Origin of the sequence: Micromonospora sp. WMMA1923, assembly GCF_049179195.1 — a bacterium.
GTDB classification, from domain to species: Bacteria; Actinomycetota; Actinomycetes; order Mycobacteriales; family Micromonosporaceae; genus Micromonospora; species Micromonospora yangpuensis.
This window is the reverse complement of record NZ_JBMHLZ010000001.1, coordinates 2,923,948-2,940,596: the sequence shown is the minus strand read 5'-3', so window position 1 is coordinate 2,940,596 and position 16,649 is coordinate 2,923,948. Positions and strand designations below refer to the sequence as shown.

The 16,649-nt window shown below is 71.1% G+C and carries 17 protein-coding genes; 6 read left to right on the top strand and 11 right to left on the bottom strand.

Annotated features, from left to right (window positions below; translation table 11 throughout):
- Window positions 1–2: 2 nt before the first annotated feature.
- The 3 genes from ACN28G_RS13255 to ACN28G_RS13245 are packed head-to-tail and all read left to right on the top strand — an operon-like array spanning window position 3 to window position 2,144.
- Window positions 3–371, top strand: a complete 369-nt coding sequence (locus tag ACN28G_RS13255) for an ArsR/SmtB family transcription factor (protein WP_091439384.1) — start codon at window positions 3–5, stop codon at window positions 369–371.
- A complete protein-coding gene (locus ACN28G_RS13250) occupies window positions 355–1,338 on the top strand; it encodes an ATP-binding cassette domain-containing protein (RefSeq protein WP_091439382.1) in 984 nt (327 codons plus the stop codon). Before ACN28G_RS13255 ends, ACN28G_RS13250 begins: the two co-directional genes overlap by 17 nt.
- Window positions 1,335–2,144 (top strand): ABC transporter permease, encoded by an 810-nt coding sequence (locus ACN28G_RS13245; RefSeq protein ID WP_091439379.1) that lies wholly within the window; start codon window positions 1,335–1,337, stop codon window positions 2,142–2,144. The genes ACN28G_RS13250 and ACN28G_RS13245 overlap by 4 nt, the downstream gene beginning before the upstream one ends.
- Window positions 2,145–2,158: 14 nt before the next feature.
- Here ACN28G_RS13245 and ACN28G_RS13240 read toward each other — a convergent pair whose 3' ends face one another.
- The 3 genes from ACN28G_RS13240 to ACN28G_RS13230 form a co-directional block, all read right to left on the bottom strand.
- Window positions 2,159–3,262, bottom strand: a complete 1,104-nt coding sequence (locus ACN28G_RS13240) for a class I SAM-dependent methyltransferase (RefSeq protein WP_091439375.1) — start codon at window positions 3,260–3,262, stop codon at window positions 2,159–2,161.
- Between the two features lie 61 nt (window positions 3,263–3,323).
- Window positions 3,324–3,797, bottom strand: coding sequence for an SRPBCC family protein (locus ACN28G_RS13235; protein WP_091439372.1), 474 nt, complete (start codon window positions 3,795–3,797; stop codon window positions 3,324–3,326).
- 85 nt (window positions 3,798–3,882) lie between these two features.
- The gene (locus tag ACN28G_RS13230; RefSeq protein WP_175440573.1) at window positions 3,883–4,887 is read right to left on the bottom strand and encodes a Rieske 2Fe-2S domain-containing protein; all 1,005 of its coding nucleotides are present in this window, start codon (window positions 4,885–4,887) and stop codon (window positions 3,883–3,885) included.
- Between the two features lie 324 nt (window positions 4,888–5,211).
- Here ACN28G_RS13230 and ACN28G_RS13225 point away from each other — a divergent pair, with 324 nt between their 5' ends.
- Entirely contained in the window at window positions 5,212–6,309 is a 1,098-nt protein-coding gene (locus ACN28G_RS13225; RefSeq protein WP_421479232.1) for a cytochrome P450, read from the top strand.
- A 53-nt stretch (window positions 6,310–6,362) separates the two neighbouring features.
- Here the strand turns inward: ACN28G_RS13225 and ACN28G_RS13220 are convergent, their stop codons facing one another.
- The 6 genes from ACN28G_RS13220 to ACN28G_RS13195 are packed head-to-tail and all read right to left on the bottom strand — an operon-like array spanning window position 6,363 to window position 12,121.
- The gene (locus ACN28G_RS13220; RefSeq protein ID WP_091439356.1) at window positions 6,363–6,854 is read right to left on the bottom strand and encodes an ester cyclase; all 492 of its coding nucleotides are present in this window, start codon (window positions 6,852–6,854) and stop codon (window positions 6,363–6,365) included.
- 13 nt (window positions 6,855–6,867) lie between these two features.
- Window positions 6,868–7,641, bottom strand: coding sequence for an SDR family oxidoreductase (locus tag ACN28G_RS13215; RefSeq protein ID WP_217628827.1), 774 nt, complete (start codon window positions 7,639–7,641; stop codon window positions 6,868–6,870).
- Window positions 7,638–9,071, bottom strand: coding sequence for an alpha/beta fold hydrolase (locus ACN28G_RS13210; RefSeq protein ID WP_091439352.1), 1,434 nt, complete (start codon window positions 9,069–9,071; stop codon window positions 7,638–7,640). Before ACN28G_RS13210 ends, ACN28G_RS13215 begins: the two co-directional genes overlap by 4 nt.
- On the bottom strand, window positions 9,068–10,525 hold the full coding sequence (locus tag ACN28G_RS13205) for an alpha/beta fold hydrolase (RefSeq protein ID WP_139135701.1): 1,458 nt from the start codon (window positions 10,523–10,525) through the stop codon (window positions 9,068–9,070). The genes ACN28G_RS13210 and ACN28G_RS13205 overlap by 4 nt, the downstream gene beginning before the upstream one ends.
- A 10-nt stretch (window positions 10,526–10,535) precedes the next feature.
- Complete coding sequence (locus ACN28G_RS13200) at window positions 10,536–10,970, bottom strand: ester cyclase (protein ID WP_091439346.1); 435 nt, start codon at window positions 10,968–10,970, stop codon at window positions 10,536–10,538.
- A gap of 14 nt (window positions 10,971–10,984) precedes the next feature.
- Entirely contained in the window at window positions 10,985–12,121 is a 1,137-nt protein-coding gene (locus tag ACN28G_RS13195; protein ID WP_421479231.1) for a class I SAM-dependent methyltransferase, read from the bottom strand.
- A 227-nt stretch (window positions 12,122–12,348) separates the two neighbouring features.
- Between ACN28G_RS13195 and ACN28G_RS13190 the strand changes: the two genes are divergently transcribed.
- Together ACN28G_RS13190 and ACN28G_RS13185 are read left to right on the top strand one after the other, a co-directional pair.
- Window positions 12,349–13,659, top strand: coding sequence for an ABC1 kinase family protein (locus ACN28G_RS13190; RefSeq protein WP_139135699.1), 1,311 nt, complete (start codon window positions 12,349–12,351; stop codon window positions 13,657–13,659).
- On the top strand, window positions 13,656–14,864 hold the full coding sequence (locus tag ACN28G_RS13185) for an FAD-dependent monooxygenase (RefSeq protein ID WP_421479230.1): 1,209 nt from the start codon (window positions 13,656–13,658) through the stop codon (window positions 14,862–14,864). The genes ACN28G_RS13190 and ACN28G_RS13185 overlap by 4 nt, the downstream gene beginning before the upstream one ends.
- An 85-nt stretch (window positions 14,865–14,949) precedes the next feature.
- On the opposite strand, the gene ACN28G_RS13180 is transcribed toward ACN28G_RS13185, so the two are convergent.
- Together ACN28G_RS13180 and ACN28G_RS13175 are read right to left on the bottom strand one after the other, a co-directional pair.
- A complete protein-coding gene (locus ACN28G_RS13180; RefSeq protein WP_421479229.1) occupies window positions 14,950–15,807 on the bottom strand; it encodes a helix-turn-helix transcriptional regulator in 858 nt (285 codons plus the stop codon).
- Window positions 15,804–16,613, bottom strand: a complete 810-nt coding sequence (locus tag ACN28G_RS13175; RefSeq protein WP_421479228.1) for an SRPBCC family protein — start codon at window positions 16,611–16,613, stop codon at window positions 15,804–15,806. Before ACN28G_RS13175 ends, ACN28G_RS13180 begins: the two co-directional genes overlap by 4 nt.
- Window positions 16,614–16,649 lie beyond the last annotated feature (36 nt).

The window sequence follows — 16,649 nt, the reverse complement described above, 5'->3', positions numbered from 1 at the left end:
ACGTGGCGCCGGACCAGGTCGACGTGGTCTTCGCCGCCCTGGCGAATCCCACCCGTCGCGAACTACTCGGCCGGCTCCTGACCACGAACGGCCAGCCGGTGCAGCAGCTGGCGGCGCATTTCAGCATGACCCGTCCCAGCGTGTCGGAGCACCTGCGGGTGCTCCGACACGCAGGGCTGGTCACCTGTGAGCAGGTCGGCCGACAGCGGTTCTACCGCCTCGACCACGACGCTCTCTATCCCGTACAGGAGTGGCTCAGACCCTACGAGCGGTTCTGGCGGGACCGGCTCCGGAGCATGTCCGAGCTGCTGGACGCCGAGACCGAGGACGGTCCCGAGTCGTGTGAGGACGACGATGACACCAACGATTGAAGCCACCGGCGTACGGAAGCGGTACGGCGACGCCGCCGCGTTGGATGGCCTGGACCTGATCTCCGAGCCCGGAAAGGTGACGGCCCTGCTCGGGCCCAACGGCGCAGGAAAGACCACCTTCGTCAAGCTGGTGGCGACCCTCCTGCGGATGGAGGAGGGGACGCTGCGGGTCGCCGGGTTCGACGTGGCCCGGCAACCCCGCAAGGTCCGCCAGGTGATCGGCCTGGCCGGTCAGTACGCCGCGGTCGAGGAGGTGATGACCGGGCGGGAGAACCTGGAGATGGTGGCTCAGCTGTTCGGTCAGCGCCGTGGGGTGGCGAAGTCCAACAGCGCCGCCGTGCTCGACCGACTGGGGCTCACCGAGCACGCCGACCGCCGGGTCGGCGGCTACTCGGGCGGCATGCGGCGTCGGCTTGACCTCGGCGCGAGCCTGGTCGCGTCGCCCCGACTGCTGCTGCTGGACGAGCCGACGACGGGTCTGGACCCCCGCAGCCGCATCGAGCTGTGGACGGCGATCCGAGAGCTGGTGCGCCAGGGTACCGACATCCTGCTCACCACCCAGTACCTCAACGAGGCCGACGAGTTGGCCGACCAGATCGTCGTGATCGACCGGGGTCGGGTGGCGGCCCAGGGCAGCCCGCGGGAGCTCAAGCGGAAGTTCGGCCAGGACATCGTCGCGGTGCACACCGCCGACGACGACGCTCTCTCCACCGCGACCGAACTGCTCCGCCGGGTCGGCTCCGGCAACCCGTACGTGGAGCCGGCCACCCGGCTGGTCACCGTACCTGTGGAGAACGGCTCGGAAGGGCTCGTGGACGCGGTCGGTCTCCTCAACCGGCACGGTGTCGCGGTGGAGGACATCGGACTGCGTCCCGCCACCCTGGACGAGGTCTTTCTGGCCCTGACCGGAAGTTCCGCCGACGACGAGCGGGTCGACGCCGCATCCGCACCGAAGGGGGCCGTATGACCGCGCCAGCCCTGACCGCCGCGACCGGGTCGCGATTCCTCCCCGCCACCCGGGTCATCGCCCGACGCAGCATGCTGCGTTACCTCCGCAACCCGCAGACGCTCTTCGTGAGTGCCGTGCAGGGGGTGGCCTTCATGCTGATCTTCCGCTACGCCTTCGGTGGTGCGATCGACAGCGGTGGCCTCAAGTACATCGACTACCTGGTGCCCGGGGTGGTCACCGCCGGGGTGCTGTTCAGCGGTGGGCTCTCTGCCGTGGGCGTGGCCGAGGACGCCGGTGGCGGCTTCTTCGACCGCTTCCGGTCGATGCCGATGCCGCACAGCAGCATCCTGATCGGTCGGGTGCTCGCCGACACCGCCCTGGTCGCCTGGGCGACCACGGCAATGGTGGCGGTCGCCTTCGCGGTCGGCTTCCGAGTGCACACCGATGTGTGGTCCGGTGTCCTCGCCTTCGGCCTGGTGGTCCTGTTCGGGGCAGCCTTCGTCTGCGTCTTCACCGGCCTGGGGATGTTCGCGGTGGGCAATCCCCAGGCGGCTCAGGCGCTCGGCTTCCTCGTTCTGCCGCTGAGTTTCGCGTCGAGCGCGTTCGTGCCGGTGCAGACCATGCCGGGCTGGTTGCAGGCCGTCGCCGAGTACCAACCGGTGACCATGGTGGTCAATGCCGCGCGGGTGCTGACCCAGGGGCAGCCGGCCGAGGCTCTGCTCGACGAAAGCGCCGCCTTCTACGTGTGGTCGGCGCTGCTCTGGAGCGCCGCGATCATCCTCGTGTTCGGCACCATGGCGTTGGTTCGGATCAGCCGTCGCTGACGCCGGTAGCCCGGTCACGCGCCGATCGCATAGAGCGTGTTGAAAGTCGGAATCGGATGCATGAGCGTACGCATGGTCGACAGGCCGGCGTCCGCGCACAGCGACCGGAGCCGACCCGGCGGGAGGCCCATCATCCCGAGGGCCTCCCCGCCGGCGGCCAGCGCGATAGGCACCGAGTAGAGCGTGCTCGTGCTGTAGAAGAGCGAGGCCGCGGCACCCCGGTTCTCCTCCGGACGCTCGGCGCAGTCGGTCTCGAGGAGCAGGAACACCCCGTCCGGGCCGAGCGTCCCGGCGACCGCGGTCAGGGTGGCGGTGATGTCCAGCGCGTCGTGCAGCACATCCAGCGCCAGCACCAACGGGAACCGCCCCGTGGTGAGAGCGTCGACGCCGTCGCCGACCTCGAAGCGGACCCGGTCGGCGACCCCGGCCCGGTGGGCCATCTCCCGGGCGTGGGCCACGTTGGCCGGGACTCGGTCGAAACCCACGAACCTCGACTCCGGGAACGCCTCCGCCAGGAGGATGAGAGCCCGACCGCTGCCGGAGCTGAGGTGCGCCACGTCGACACCCGTACGGAGCTGTTCGGCAAGACCGTCCACCGCCGGGATCCACTGGTCCACCAGCATCGCGTCCAGCCAGAGCTCGCTCATCCGCCACATGGTGTGGAAGAACTCCGGTGGGTAGCGGTCGACGTCGATGCCGCTGCCGGAGCGGAAGCCTTCGACGACCTCGCCCAACAGCACGCCGAGGGTGGGAAGCAGCCGCGCCACGCCGCCCATGTAGAGCGGAGAGCCGTCGACCAGCACCGCCGCGTGTGCGGGTGGCAGGGTGTAGGTGGTGGCGCCGGTCGACGGGTCCACCTCCGAGTCCAGGTAGCCGGCACTGTGCAGGGTGAGCAGCCACTCGCGGACGTACCGTTCGGTGAGACCGAGTCGGGCGGCGAGTTCCTCGCTACTGCTCCGTCCAGCCGCGGCGAGCGCGCCGAAGAGGCCCAGCCGGTCGCCTACCGCGCACATCGTGGTGACCGCCGAACCGCTGATGTCACCCATGAACCTCTGCAGGAACGCACCGGCCTGTGCGGGATCGATCGGGGCGGCGATTGTGGTTTCGGTCCTGGCCACGGGAACCCCCTGGTGTCGACGATAGCCAGGAACATTCTTTATCGACCGGGCGGGGAAATGCTTATCGGATATTGCTCCGATGTTCCTTCAGCGGAGCAGTGGTCGCGACCACTTCCCCGAGTCGACGCAGGACCCCCAACCAGCCGCCGCCCAGCAGCTTCCGGGACAGTTGCTGAACGGCGTCGTCGTCGTCGAATCCCTCGTGTTCGAGAAAGACCCGGGTGCCGGTGCCCTCGGGCTCCAGCCGCCAGGTGACGGTGGAACGGAGCCCGTTCTGGCCGTGGTCGTCCCAGCTGATCCTGAGCATGCGCTCGGTCTGGAAGTCGAGGACCTCGCAGTGCACGACCCCGCCGAAGTGTACGACCGGCACGGAGAGCCCCCGAAAGGTGAACTTCCTGCCGACCGCGAGCTCGAAGTCGTTGGGCATGAGCCACCGGGCGAGCTTCTCCGAATCCGTCAGCACCTGCCACACCCGCCGGGGCGGGTGGGCGATGAACTGGTCGAGGAGAATGGTCGTCAGCTGCTCGTCCTGCATCCCTCTCCGCCCGGCGCCATGTGCGTGACAAGATTCGCCACCGCAGTATAGCCGCGTCGGGCCCGGGTACCCCTGCCGACACCCGTCAGACGATGAAGTCCGCCGAAGGGTTCGCGCGTGGGAACTTCCGCAGATAGTCGATGAACTGGTCGAGGGCGCCGTCGCTCTCGGTGAGCAGGCCCGGGCGGAAATGGATGCTCTGCAGGACCGGGGCGTCGTCCTCCAGCAGGGCCATCATCATTCCCGCCGCGCGGTCCAGGAACTGCTGAGCCGCCTGGTCGTCCTCCCCCGGCTGCCGATCGGTGCCGTAGGCGAAGACCGAGGTGCACCGCTGCGGTCGTACCACGCTGATGCCGGTCACCCAGAAGAACCAGCGGCCGTCGATCTCGCCGTTCTGCCAGTAGATGTTGTTCCCCACGATCTCGGTCCGCGCGTCGTAGATCTCTCCGTCGCGGGTCCGGCCCTTCAACTGCCAGCCGATCGAGTACGGCGTCGCGGACAACGTCGACCCGGGTTCCTGCAACAACTCGAAGTCGTGCTGCTGCGAGAAGTGCTGCAGGTCCATCGTCTGCGCGGTGATCACCCACGGGTCCGAGTCCAGCGCGTGCGGGAAGGCCATCGTGCGCAGCACCAGATCCTCCTGGGCGCAGCGCAACTCCGGGAGTTCGAAGAGCGGCTCGACTCCGTTGAAGGCCCACACGACGCCGTACCGTTCGACGGTGGGGAAGGAGAACAGCCGGGCGCCGGCGGGCACCGGGTCACCGATCCCGGTGGCGGTGCAGACACCCTGCTCGTCGTAGGTCCACTGGTGGAACCGACAGCGGAGTTGGCCGTCGACGACGCTACCCACCGACAGGTCGGCCCCGACGTGCACGCAGTACGCGCTGACCACCCGTGCCGTGCCTCCCGCGCCGCGGAACGCCACGACCCGGCCGCCGAGCAGATCAGACCCGAGCGGCCGGCCGGCGGCGAGATCGGCGGAGAGGCAGACCGGAAACCAGGTCTGGCTGTAGAGCCCGTCGGCGCCCTCAGCCGGCGGTGGCGGGAGCAGACTGCGGCGCGGCTCGGTTGGATTCTCAGTGCGGCTCATCGAGTCTCCATTTCGACTGGTGGGCGCGGGTAATACGGGATCGTCCCCGAAATCGTGCAGCATTCACCGGGGTCGGTCAATGAAAACTGTCCGCCCTGCTCAAGAGGGCAATGGATGAGAAAGTTCGGAGCAACCGGTGAGAAGATCCGACGGTGGTCGCTCCATTACCGTCCAGCTTGCGTCCGGCCGTCCCCCGGATCTGAACAGAGAAAGGTCGGTGGGTCGACCATGGGTGAACCGCGGAGATATCCATTCAGCCCGGACCACGGGCTCGACATTGAGCCGATATACAGTGAACTGCGGGAACACGAACCAGTCAGTCGGGTGCGGCTGCCGTACGGTGGTGACGCCTGGCTGGTCACCCGGTATTCGGACGCCCGGATCGTGCTCGCCGACCCGCGGTTCAGTAGGGCGGCCACGCTCGGTGCCGACATTCCCCGGATGTTGCCCGACCCCGACTACGCCCCGGCGATCCTCACCATGGACCCCCCGGCCCACACCCGGATCCGTCGGCTGGTCGCCGGAGCGTTCAGTGCCCGGCAGGTGGCGGCACTGCGGCCGATGATCGAGGCGCACGCCGACGATCTCATCGATCGGATGCTCGCCGCCGGCCCTCCGGCGGACCTTGTCGCCGGGTTCGGCAAGCCACTCGCGATGGCGGTGATCTGCGACGTGCTCGGCGTACCGCCGGGGGACCAGGAGCGCTTCCGCGGCTGGTCGACCACCGCCGTGACGGCGCAGACGGTCGCCCCGGCGGAGCTCGAGGCCGCGTTGGCGAACCTGAGTGGCTACCTCACCGAGCTGGTGGCCGCGCGCCGCCGGCACCCCACCGATGACGTGCTCGGCCAGCTCGTGGCGGCCCGGGACGACGGCGAGCAGCTCAGCGAGGAGGAACTGGTCTTCCTCGGGGTGACGCTGCTGGTCGCCGGACACGAGACGTCGGAGAAGGCGATCGCCGACGCGATGTTCGTCCTGCTCCAGCGACCGCAGCAGGTCGAGCGCCTGCGCGCCGATCCTGGGCTGCTTCCCACCGCCGTCGAGGAGCTGCTGCGGTACCTGCCCCTGGAGACAGCCGGCGGTGCGTTCTCCCGGGTGGTCACCGAGGAGCTGGAGCTGGGTGGGGTTCGGCTCGAAGCCGGCGACGTCGTGTTCGTCAGGTTGTCCGTGGCCAACCGGGACCCCCGGACCTTCGCCGAACCCGACCGACTGGACCTGACCCGGGCCAGGAATCCCCATCTGGCCTTCGGCCACGGCATCCACCTCTGCCTCGGCTCGTACCTGGGCCGGACCGAGCTTCAGGTGAGCCTCGACCGGCTGCTCGACCGGCTGCCGCGGTTGCGACTGGCGGTCGACCCGGCCGAGGTCCAGTGGCGCACCGACGGCTTCGTCCGGGGACCGGTTCGGCTGCCCGTCACCTGGTGACCGGGGGCACCGCCGGCGGCACCGGGTGAACCCGGAAGCCGCCGGCGGCACGCTCACTCGGCCGGGCTGCGATCCCACATCGACGACCAGCCGCCCGTACTGCCGGGCTCGCCGGCGAGCAGATCGGGAATCTTGGCGACGTCGAAGACACCCCAGTGCTCGGCGATGCGCCAGCCCTCGAAGCGGAAGGTGTTCGACCCTCCGATCACGAGCTGCCGTCCGGTCGGCGGTAGGCCCATGAACGAGCCCGTGTGCCTCAGGTGCAGGGCGATGGCCTGGGCCAGGATGGTGCCCTCACACACCGAGGTGAGAACCTCGACCCGTTCGGTAGTCAGGGCGTCGGCGGCCTGGCCGAAACGGTGTTCGACGCCGGCCCTTCCCGGCGGGTCCCAGGGGGGCGCGAAGTGGTCGACGAAGCCCTCGGTGAGGGTCTCCCGGATCACGTGGAAGTCGCGGTGGAACATCACCGCCCCGCGGAATCGGCGCACGATCTCCTCGTAGCGGGCCTTGGGTGCGGCCCGGGGGAGGTCCGGTTCAGTGGTCACGGCAGGCTCCGCTTCAGTCCAGCTGCTCGGTGGGGCGTAGGACGAGGTTGCTGACCGCGGCGTGCCGGGGCTGCCCCACGGCGAACACGACCGCCGACGCGGCGTCCTCGGGGGTGATCGGAGTGCCGGGGTCGAAGTTCCCGCTCAGCGCCGAGAGGATCTCCGGCCGACTCTGCGTGGGTAGTTCCGTCGGGGCGACGAATCCCGGTTCCACCACCGCGACCCGCACGTGCCGGCGGGCGACCTGCTTACGCAGGGACTCGGCGAACGACGCCACCGCCGACTTCGTGGCGTCGTAGACACCGGAGACGGGGCCGGCCAGGTAGCGGCCGACGGAGCCGACGAACACCACGTCCGCCACCTGACGCGACCCGTGCTCGGCTGCGGCGAGCAGATGGGGCAGGGCCAGGTGCGTGAGCCGCCAGCCGGCGAACAGGTTCACCTCCACCATCTGCCGCCACTCGTAGATCGGGGCGTGCTCGATCGGGCCGAGCAGCAGCAACCCGGCGTTGTTGACCAGCACGTCCAGGTGGCCGTACCGGTCGACGACCTCGGCCACCATCGTCTCGCAACGGTGTTGGTCGGTCACGTCGGCCTCGTACGCCCACGCCTCGCCACCGGTGGCGCCGATCTCCTTGGCCAGTGCCTCCAGCCGGTCGGCGCGCCGGGCGGTCACCACCACGACGGCACCCTGGGCGGCAAGCGCCCGCGCGGTGGCGGCGCCGATTCCGCTGGACGCCCCGGTCACCAGGGCGATCCGTCCGGTCAACGGTCCTGACGCGGTCACAGCCGCCTCCTCGGGTTCGCAACTGTCGGGTCGGTGTCCGGGTAGTGGCCGTCCACCAGGTAGGCGGTGACGAGTTCGTTCAGCTCCGTGTTGCCGTAGAAGGGAAAGACCCGGTGGTGCGCGGTGTCGGCGACCGTCACCAGCCGGGAGTTGTGCGCGAAGACCTCCCGCATCCGCCGGCCGGCCGCGAGGGGAGTGGACATGTCCTGGTCGGCGGCGACCAGCAGCATGCTCTCCGCCCGGTTGCCCGCACCCAGTGCCGTGACCGGTTCCCGGGGCAGGACCGGCCAGAACGCGGGTGCCTTGACGCCGGCCATCGCGGCACCGGCGAACGGCCACTTCTCCGCGTGCAGTCGCATGTCCCGCTCGTAGTACTCCGGGTCCCGGGGCCAGGCCCAGTCACCGGCCAGGATCGCCAGCTGGGCGATGGTGCCGGTCTCCTCCTTGGGCTGGCCGAACATCGGTGCCAGGTAGGCCATCGTCTCCGGGCTCAGCGGCCCGCCGTGCGCGGCGGCCCGCACGATGTCCCCCAGATGCTCGTACGCCAGCTCGCTGTTGAGCATCCCGACCGCGATCAGCCGGATCAACGTGCGGTCCAGCGGGAAGCCGCCCAACCCGACCGGCTCCACCTGGGCCCGGTCGAGCAGCACGTCGTAGGTGGCGCGGACCTGCGGTCCGGTGGCACCCAGTCCGTACCGATCGTGCTGATCGGCCGCCCAGGACGCCCAGCGGTTCAGGGCCCGCTCGCCGTTGGGGCTGAAGTCGGTGAACAGGCCGCGCCACACCCAGTCCGGGCTGCACATCGAGTCGAGCACCACCCGGTCGGCATGCTCGCCGAACATCTGGGTGTAGACCGCGCCCAGGTACGTCCCGTAGGAGTAGCCCAGGTAGGAGATTCGTTCCTCGCCGAGCGCACCCCGGATGATGTCCATGTCCCGGGCGATGTTGCGTGAGGTGGCGTGGGGCAGGATGTCCAGCGCGTGTTCCGCCACCTTGGCCGCCACCCTGGCCTGGAAGCGGACCTCGTGGTCGAAGTCGCGGGGGTGGTGGAAGACCCACAGCCGTTCCTCGGCCTCCAGGTCGGCCTGCCGGGGACTGCTCAACCCCATGAACCGGTGGTCGAAGCCGACCAGGTCGAAGTGGTCGAGGACCGGTTCGGGCAGCATCGTGGCAAGCTGGCCGAGCAGCACGAGACCACGGTTGCCGAGGTCGTCGCCGGGGCCGATGAGCAACACCCCGCGCCGTGCGTCCGGCCGGTTCGCCCGGCGGCGGCCGACGGTCAGCGTGATGGTTCTGCCGTCGGGTTCGGCGTGGTCGAGCGGTACGGACAGCTCCGCCCCCTCCAGCCCGGTCAGCGGTGGCTCGGTGAACGGCTGCCAGCGCAGCTGCTGCCCGTGGTAGCCGGCGAGTTCGGCCGGGGATCGGGTCACGAGTCCTCCTCGGTCGGTGCGGTGTGGTCTGCGCCCACGGTGCTGTCGGCGGGGGGCAGGTCACCGGTGAGCAGGTAGTCGCGCACCACCCCGTCGACAGCGGGGTGCCCGTGGAACGGGAACAGCCGGTGCGCTGCCACCCCGGCGGCGACCACCAGCCGGCTGTTGTCCGGCAGCAGTTCGCGCAGGTGCCGGGCCCCCGAGGCGGGGGTGAACGGATCGTGTTCGGACTGCACCAGCAGCAGTCCCGGTGCGACGTTGCCCGGCCCGATCTCCGTGGGTGGCTCCGTCGGGTCGACCGGCCAGAAGGTGCCGGCCTTCGGCATCGCCATCGTCGCTCCCACCAGCGGCAACCGTTCGGCGTCGGCCTTCACCGCGGCCCGGTAGGAGTTCAGGTCACGTGACCACCGCGCCTCACCACCGAGGATGGCCAACTGGGCGATCGCGCCGCTCTCCTCCCTGGGCTGGCCGAACATCGCCCCGAACATCGCCTGGGTGCCGTCGTCCAGCGGGGCGTCACCGGCAGCGGCCCGCAGCAGGACGGCGAGCGGGCCGTACGTCGCGTCGTCGCTGAGCATGATCACGATGGTCATCCGCAGCATGCCCTCGTCGAGGGTGATCGGCCCGAGGCGCGGGGGACGGGCCCGAGCCTCGGTCAGGAGCCGTTCGACGTAGCCGATCACCTCGGCGCTCGTGCCGCCCAGGCCGAGGGCCGCGCCCTCGGTGGCCACCCACCGTGCCCAGCGGCCCAGCCCGTGCTGAGCACCCTCGGCGACGTTGGTGAACAGGCCCTGCCACACCCAGGCCGGATCGATCACGCTGTCCAGTACGAGCCGGTCGGCGTGCCGGCCGAACAGCTGGCTGTAGACCGCGGCGATGTAGCTGCCGTACGAGTGACCGAGCAGGGAGATCCGCTCCTCCCCGAGGGCCGACCGGAGCACGTCGATGTCGCGGGCGATGTTGCGGGTGGTGATGTACGGCAGCATCGGGCCGACCGCACGGAAGCACCTGGCGACCAGGTCCCGCTGGAACTCCACCTCCTGCTCGAAGGAGACCGGATGGTGGAACGCCCAGTAGCAGTCCTCCTGGCTCAGCCCGGCGGTCAACGGGGTGCTCGATCCGCTGAACCGGTGGTCGAATCCGACGAGGTCGAAGTGCGTGAGAACGTCGTCCGGAAGGGACTGACGCAGCCGGGGGAGCAGTACCGTCCCCCGGTTGCCGGGGTCGTCCGGGCAGACCAGCAGCACGCCGAGGCGGGCAGCGGGGTCGGTCGCCCGGTGCCGGGCCAGGCCGATGTCGATCTGTCGGCCGTCGACGTCGTCGTGGTCGAGGGGCACCGCGACGGTCGCCACCTCCAGGTCGGGCAGCCGGGGATCCTCCGACGGGTGCCATCGGACCTCCTGGTCCCGACGGTCCCGATCCGACACCCGGCTGCTGCTCGCTGCGCTGATCACGGTGCTCCCCTCAGGCGGTGGCGCTCAGGTACTGCTCCGGCAGCAGCCCGAGCTGCTCCAACAGGTGCAGGCCGTCGGCGACGCCCCAGTGCTCGACCACCAGGCCGTCGACGATGCGCAGCTGACCCATCAGGGCGCAGCGGATCTGCCGGTGTGTCGCGGGGACGCCGAGGTAGTCGCCGTCGTGCCGGGCGTGCACGGTGAACCGCGTCGCGACCAGGTCGCCCTCGGCGACGACGCTGTGCACCTCCATCCGGATCTTCCGGAACGCCCGCATGAAACGGCCCATCTCCGCGCCGACGGTCGCGGCGTCGAGGACCCCGTCCCGGGCGTGGTGCACCATCTCCGGTGCCCAGTGGGTCATCAGCGCGGCCAGGTCGTCCCGGTTCCACGCGTCGATGAGTCTGGCGACGACGGCCTTGTTCTTCTCCTCCGTGGTGGACATGCGTCTCCCTTCGGTCAGGGCCGTAGCTCGTACAGGGCGTTGAACGGGCTCGCCACCGGTATCTCGCGCAGCCGGTGGAGACCGGCCGCCTCGGCCAGTTCCCGGATCCGGCCGGCCGGCAGCCCGAGGGTGCCGGCGCCGTCCCCACGTGCGGACCGGGAGGCGGGTAGGCAGTACAGCGCGCTGGTCGCGTAGAGGATGGTGGCCACCGGCCCCCGGTTGTCCAGTGGGACCGGTGCGCTTCGGCTCTCCAGCACCAGGACGGCACCGTCGGCGGCCAGTGCCCGCCGGGCCGCGGTCAGCACCGCCAGAGGGTCGACGGTGTCGTGGAGTACGTCGAACGCGGTGACCAGGTCGACGCCGTCGGCCGGCAGACCGTCGGCTGCGTCCTGGGCGGCGAACCGTACCCGGTCGGCCACCCCGGCTCGCCGGGCGGACTCCGTGGCCCGGTCGACGTTGGCCGGGTGCAGGTCCAACCCGACCAGGCGGCTGGCGGGGAAGGCCGTGGCGATCCTGATCAGTGCGTGCCCGCCCCCGGAACCCAGGTCGACCACTGTGCCACCGCGTCGCAGTCGTTCGGGCAGTCCGGCTACGGCCGGTATCCACTGGTCGACGAGCGCGGCGTCGAGCCAGCCCGCACTCATCCGCTCCATGGCGTCGTAGAGGGCCTTCGGGTAGTCCTGCGGGGCAACCCCGGAGCCGGTGGTGAACGCCGTGGCGACCGGGTCCACCGCCGCCGCGAGCGCCAGCAGCAGCGCGTGGCCGCCACTGAGGTCCATCGGGGAACCGCCGGTCAGCAGCGGCGCCATCGGCGCGGGTAGGGCGTACCGACCGGTCTCCCGGTCGACCTCCAGGTAGTCGGCGCCGGCCAGACAGAGCAGCCACTCGCGTAGGTAGCGTTCGTCCACACCGGTCGCGGCCGCCAGTTCGGCGCTGTCGCACGGGCCGTGCCGGACGAGGGCGCCGAACAGCCCGAGCCGGTCACCGAGCGCACACGCCACACTCACCATCGCCGCGGCGAGGTCACCGGTGATGCGGTCCGCGTACCGGCGCAGGGCCGCGAAGTCGGCTGTCGGGGGCGTCCCGGGCGCCGACGGACGGCCCAGGGTGGCGGTCGACTCCGAACGGCTCGCCGGTTCCTGTGCGGTCATGTCGGCCTGCCTTCCTCTGGTGCCGGGACAGCTGACAGCGGGTCCGGCCACTGCCCGTACCACGCTAGGTGGCGGGATCGGCCGGAAATTCCTCCCGGTTGCGGTCTTGATCCGCCGGCACCGGGGACGGCAAGCCAGGAGAAGGGTGCGGTCCGGGACGTGGGAAACCATCCGTGCAGACCAGGTACGCGGGTGGATCCATCCACCGGCTGATCGAGGAGGTTGTCGTGCCGGCTGAGACGCACGTCGTGGACGCTGAGGTGTCCGGTCCGAGCAGGATGCTCCGGCTGGTGGTGATCGTCGCCACGGTGGGGTGGGAGGTCGTGCGTACCGGGCCGTCGGTGGGGGTGCTGCGGCTGACGCGGGGGCGTCCGGCGGCGCGTGCCCGGCTCTACCGTGCGGTGGTCCGACTGCTGCAGCACCTCGGTCCGACGTTCGTGAAGGTGGGTCAGATCGCGAGCACCCGACGGGACACGATGCCGCCGGAGCTCTGCGACCGGATGGCTCAGTTGCACGATCGGGTCACGCCGATGACGTGGCCGCAGGCCCGGGCCGCGCTCGACCGCGCGGTCGCGGCCCGGCCCGAGTTGGCCGTCGCCGAGATCGACGAGACCCCGGTGGGCAGCGGCAGTATCGCCTGTGTCCATCGGGCCCGACTCGCCGACGGCCGCATCGTCGCGCTCAAGCTCAAGCGTCCGGACGTCGACCGGCGGATCCGCACCGACCTGTCCCTGATCCGCGGCTTCGTACGCCTCGGTGAGCGGTTGCCCTCGATGCGCGGCATGCCCATGGCGGACCTGGTGGGCTACGTCAGCCGGGCCGTGCTGGGACAGCTCGACTTCGCCCGCGAGGCCACCAATCTGGAGCTGCTGCGCAGTAGCGTCGCCGAGCTGCCGGAGATCCGGGTTCCGGTGTTGTACCCCGACCTGTCCGGTCCGGACTGCCTGGTCTTCGAGTTCGTCGAGGGTCTGGATCCGGCGACACCGGCGGGTCTGTCCGCCGCGGCGAGGGCCCGGCTCGGTGCCGCGGTGCTCGCCGCGGCGCACCGGATGATGTTCGTACGCGGCGTTGTCCACTGCGACCTGCACCCGGGCAACATCTACCTGACCCGCGACGAACGGGTGGTGATTCTCGACGCCGGGTACTGCGTCCGGTTGCCGGACCGGGTGCGGGACCTGATGGGGGAGTTCTTCGCCCGGTTGGCCGTCGGTGACGGCCGCCGCTGCGGCGAGATCGTCCTGGAGAGCGCGGTGGTCGTCGCACCGCACACCGACCGGGAGGCGTTCGTGGCGGACCTGGCGGCGCTGGTGGTCCGCTCGGCCGGCCCGGGCAAGGACTTCGTCATGTCGACCTTCGGTAACGAGGTCTTCGCCCTGCAACAGCGGCACGGCATCTTCGCCGCCTCGGACTTCGCCTTCCCGCTGATGTCGCTGCTCGTACTGGAGGGCACCGTGCGTGGGATGTGGCCGGAGATGGACTTCCAGCGGGTGGGGCAGGGCAGCCCGGAGTCGGCCGACGCCGAGGTGGCACCGTCGTGAGCGGGCCAGGTCCCGGGGGCGCGGCCACCGGCAGGCCTCGTGCCCTGGTGGTCGGGGCGGGTCCGGCCGGCCTGGCCACCGCTATCGGTCTGCGCGCGGCCGGCTTCGATCCGGTGGTCCTGGAGCAGGCGGCCGGCACCGGCTCGGTGGGTACGGCGTTGACCCTGTGGCCGAACGCCCTGGCGGCGTTGGCGGCCATCGAATCGGATCCTGCCGGAGGTGACCCGGGCGGTGGGATCGCCGCCGTGGTCCACGCGTTGGGGCAACCCGCGGAGGGCAACCAGATCCGGGCGGCCGACGGTCGGCTGCTCGACGACGTCCCCGCCCCGACGATGCGCTCCCGCTTCGGCGGCACCGGGATCGCACTGCTGCGGGCCGACCTGGTCGGCGCGTTGCAGGAGCGGCTCGGCGCGGATGTCGTCCGCACGGGGGCCCGCTGTGTCGGCTGGTGGGCCACTGCCGATCGGGTGACCGTACGGCTCGCCGACGGTACCGAGGAGTCGGGCGACCTGCTGGTCGGCGCGGACGGGTTGCGTTCCGTGGTCCGGGCGCAGCTGTGCGGTGGCCGTGACGAGCTCAGCTACGCGGGTTATCCGGTGTGGCGCGGGGTCACCGACTTCGACCTCGGGTCCGCGCCCGGTCTGCTGAGCATGGGGCGGGGGGCGCAGTTCGGGCTCTTTCCGATGACGCACGGCCGGGCGTACTGGTTCGCGAGTCTTCCGCTGCCGGCGGGTCGCGGCGCGCACCTGCCGGCCCGGGAGTTCCTGTCCGACCGGTTCGCCGACTGGCACCGGCCGGTTCCGCAGGTCCTGGCGGCCACCGCCGACTGGCAGATCATGGTCACCGACATCTACGAGCGTCGGCCGGTACGGCGGTGGGGGCAGGGGCGGGTCACCCTGGTCGGCGACGCCGCCCACCCCAGCACACCCCACCTCGGGCAGGGCACCTGTCAGGCGTTCGAGGACGCGGCCGTGCTCGGCCTCCGGCTGCGGCAGGGCCGGTCGGTGCCGGAGGCGTTGCGCGACTACGAGGCGGCCCGGCGGACCCGGGCCAACGCGTTGACCCGGCAGGCCCGGATGCTCGGGCAGGTGGGCCAGTGGCGGCATCCGGCCGCCTGCTGGGCCCGGGAACAGATGATCCGCCGGTCGCCTCGGGGGCCGAGGCTGCGCCAGTTGGCCCGGATGTTCTCCTTCCGCCAGGACTGAACCGGCTGGCGGGTCCGCACCGGCAACGGTCCACGCCCGGCCCGGCCGACCCCGGCCGGGGTCGGCCGGGCCGGGGTCGGCCCGGTCAGGCCGCCCGGGTGAGGTGGAGCAGGGGGAGTCCGGACAGGATCGGCGGGTCGATGGAGGCTGCCGGGGCCAGTGCGAGCCGTTCCTGCTCGGGACGCTCGCCCGGGCGGACGTCCACCGGCCGTGGGCCGGCACCTACCCAGCAGTCGGCGGGGCTGGTGTCGGTCATCACCTGCCCCACGGTGGCCTGGGCCGGCAGGGCGGTGGCCAGGAGGTGGAAGGTGCCCGCCGGCACGTCGGGCAGGACGAACCGCCCCGACCCGGTCCTGCTGGTGCAGGCGACCGGTGCCCCCTGGGCGACCGGACCGGGGAAGAGTCCCACCAGGATCAGCCGGTCCGGCCCGGGGCCGGCCTCCACCGTCCCGGTCACCGTGCCGCCGGCCGGCCGAGGTCGGCCTGCCGGCCCGGGGACGGGGACCGCGGGAACCGGAGCCCGGTCGGACCCGGCCAGGAGATCGCCGATCTGCTGCTGTCCGTAGGCCGCGTGCACGAGCCGCAGCCGGCCGGGCGTCATCCCCACCTGTTCGGTGAACTGGGTGGTGAAGGTGCCGAGGCTGCTGTAGCCCACGGCGGTGCAGATGTCGGTGATCGTCATGCCGGTGGAGAGCAGGAGATGGCGGGCCCGCGCCATCCTCAGCGCGGAGAGGAACCGACCGGGCGGGGTGCCGGTCACCCGGCGGAAGACCCGATTGAAGTGGAACGGACTCAGATAGGCGATCCGCGACATCCCGTTCAGGGTCCACGGCTCCTCGACGTGCTCGCGCAGTGCGGTGACCACTCGTTGGACGGCCGCGCGTTGCTGTGGGCTGCCCGCCGGCGTACCGGGACGACGCTGGTCCGTGCCCGCCGCGCTCACCGGGACCCCTGCCGGGTGTGCGCGGTCTGCTCGGCCAGGGACAGCGCCGCCGCCCAGGTCGCGGCGAACCGGTGCCGCAGTCCCCGGGAGTGCAGGTCGGTCAGCCCGAGCCGACCCCAACCCTCGTGTTGGACCCGGAGGTGGGTGCCGCCGTCGTGCGGGGTGAGCCGCACCTCACAGGTGGTCAGGGCGCGAGCCTGGGGTATGGCGACGGAGAAGGTCAGGGTCCGGTCGGGCACCATCGACCAGTCGGTGATGGCGAAGCGGCGGGGCCCGTCGTTGTCGACCACGAAGAACCAGCCCTGCCGGTCACCGTCGGTGCCGATCGGCAACCACTCGAACACCCCGTCCTCGCGCAGCGGTCGCCACCGGGTGGGGGGTAGGTGCGCGCTGCCGTCGATCACCTGACGCCAGCGGTACCGCGACTGTGCGCCGGTGGTCAGGTACGCCGTGAGTCGCTCGGTGAAGTCGCGCCAGCCCTCCTTCAACTGCGCCACCTCGGACGGGGGGCGACCGGGACACCGGTCGTCGACGGTGAACGTGCTGCTCCGGTCGTCGCCGGTCACCGTCCAGGTGATCTGGGCCTCCGGCCCGACGCCGAGGAACCGCCAGCGGAACGAGAGCCGGTCGTACGCGCGTACCAGGTCGACCTCCACGTCGAAGAAGTCGCCGTCGCCGAAGTCGATGCGGGTGGCGACCCCGGGGGCCATCGGCGGGTCGACGCGGCCCAGCCACATGGCGAGTCCCTGAGGTTCGGTCAGTGCCCGCCAGACGGTCGCCGGCGGTTGGTGCACGGTCGTGCTCACCCGTACCCAGTCCTCGGGAAGTCTCGAACAGTCCTC

Bases quoted from the DNA above. Each gene is read 5' to 3' on its own strand.
- ACN28G_RS13250 (WP_091439382.1), top strand. From the start codon at position 355: ATGACACCAACGATTGAAGCCACCGGCGTACGGAAGCGGTACGGCGAC.
- ACN28G_RS13245 (WP_091439379.1), top strand. From the start codon at position 1,335: ATGACCGCGCCAGCCCTGACCGCCGCGACCGGGTCGCGATTCCTCCCC.
- ACN28G_RS13235 (WP_091439372.1), bottom strand. From the start codon at position 3,797: ATGCAGGACGAGCAGCTGACGACCATTCTCCTCGACCAGTTCATCGCC.
- ACN28G_RS13230 (WP_175440573.1), bottom strand. From the start codon at position 4,887: ATGAGCCGCACTGAGAATCCAACCGAGCCGCGCCGCAGTCTGCTCCCG.
- ACN28G_RS13200 (WP_091439346.1), bottom strand. From the start codon at position 10,970: ATGTCCACCACGGAGGAGAAGAACAAGGCCGTCGTCGCCAGACTCATC.
- ACN28G_RS13195 (WP_421479231.1), bottom strand. From the start codon at position 12,121: ATGACCGCACAGGAACCGGCGAGCCGTTCGGAGTCGACCGCCACCCTG.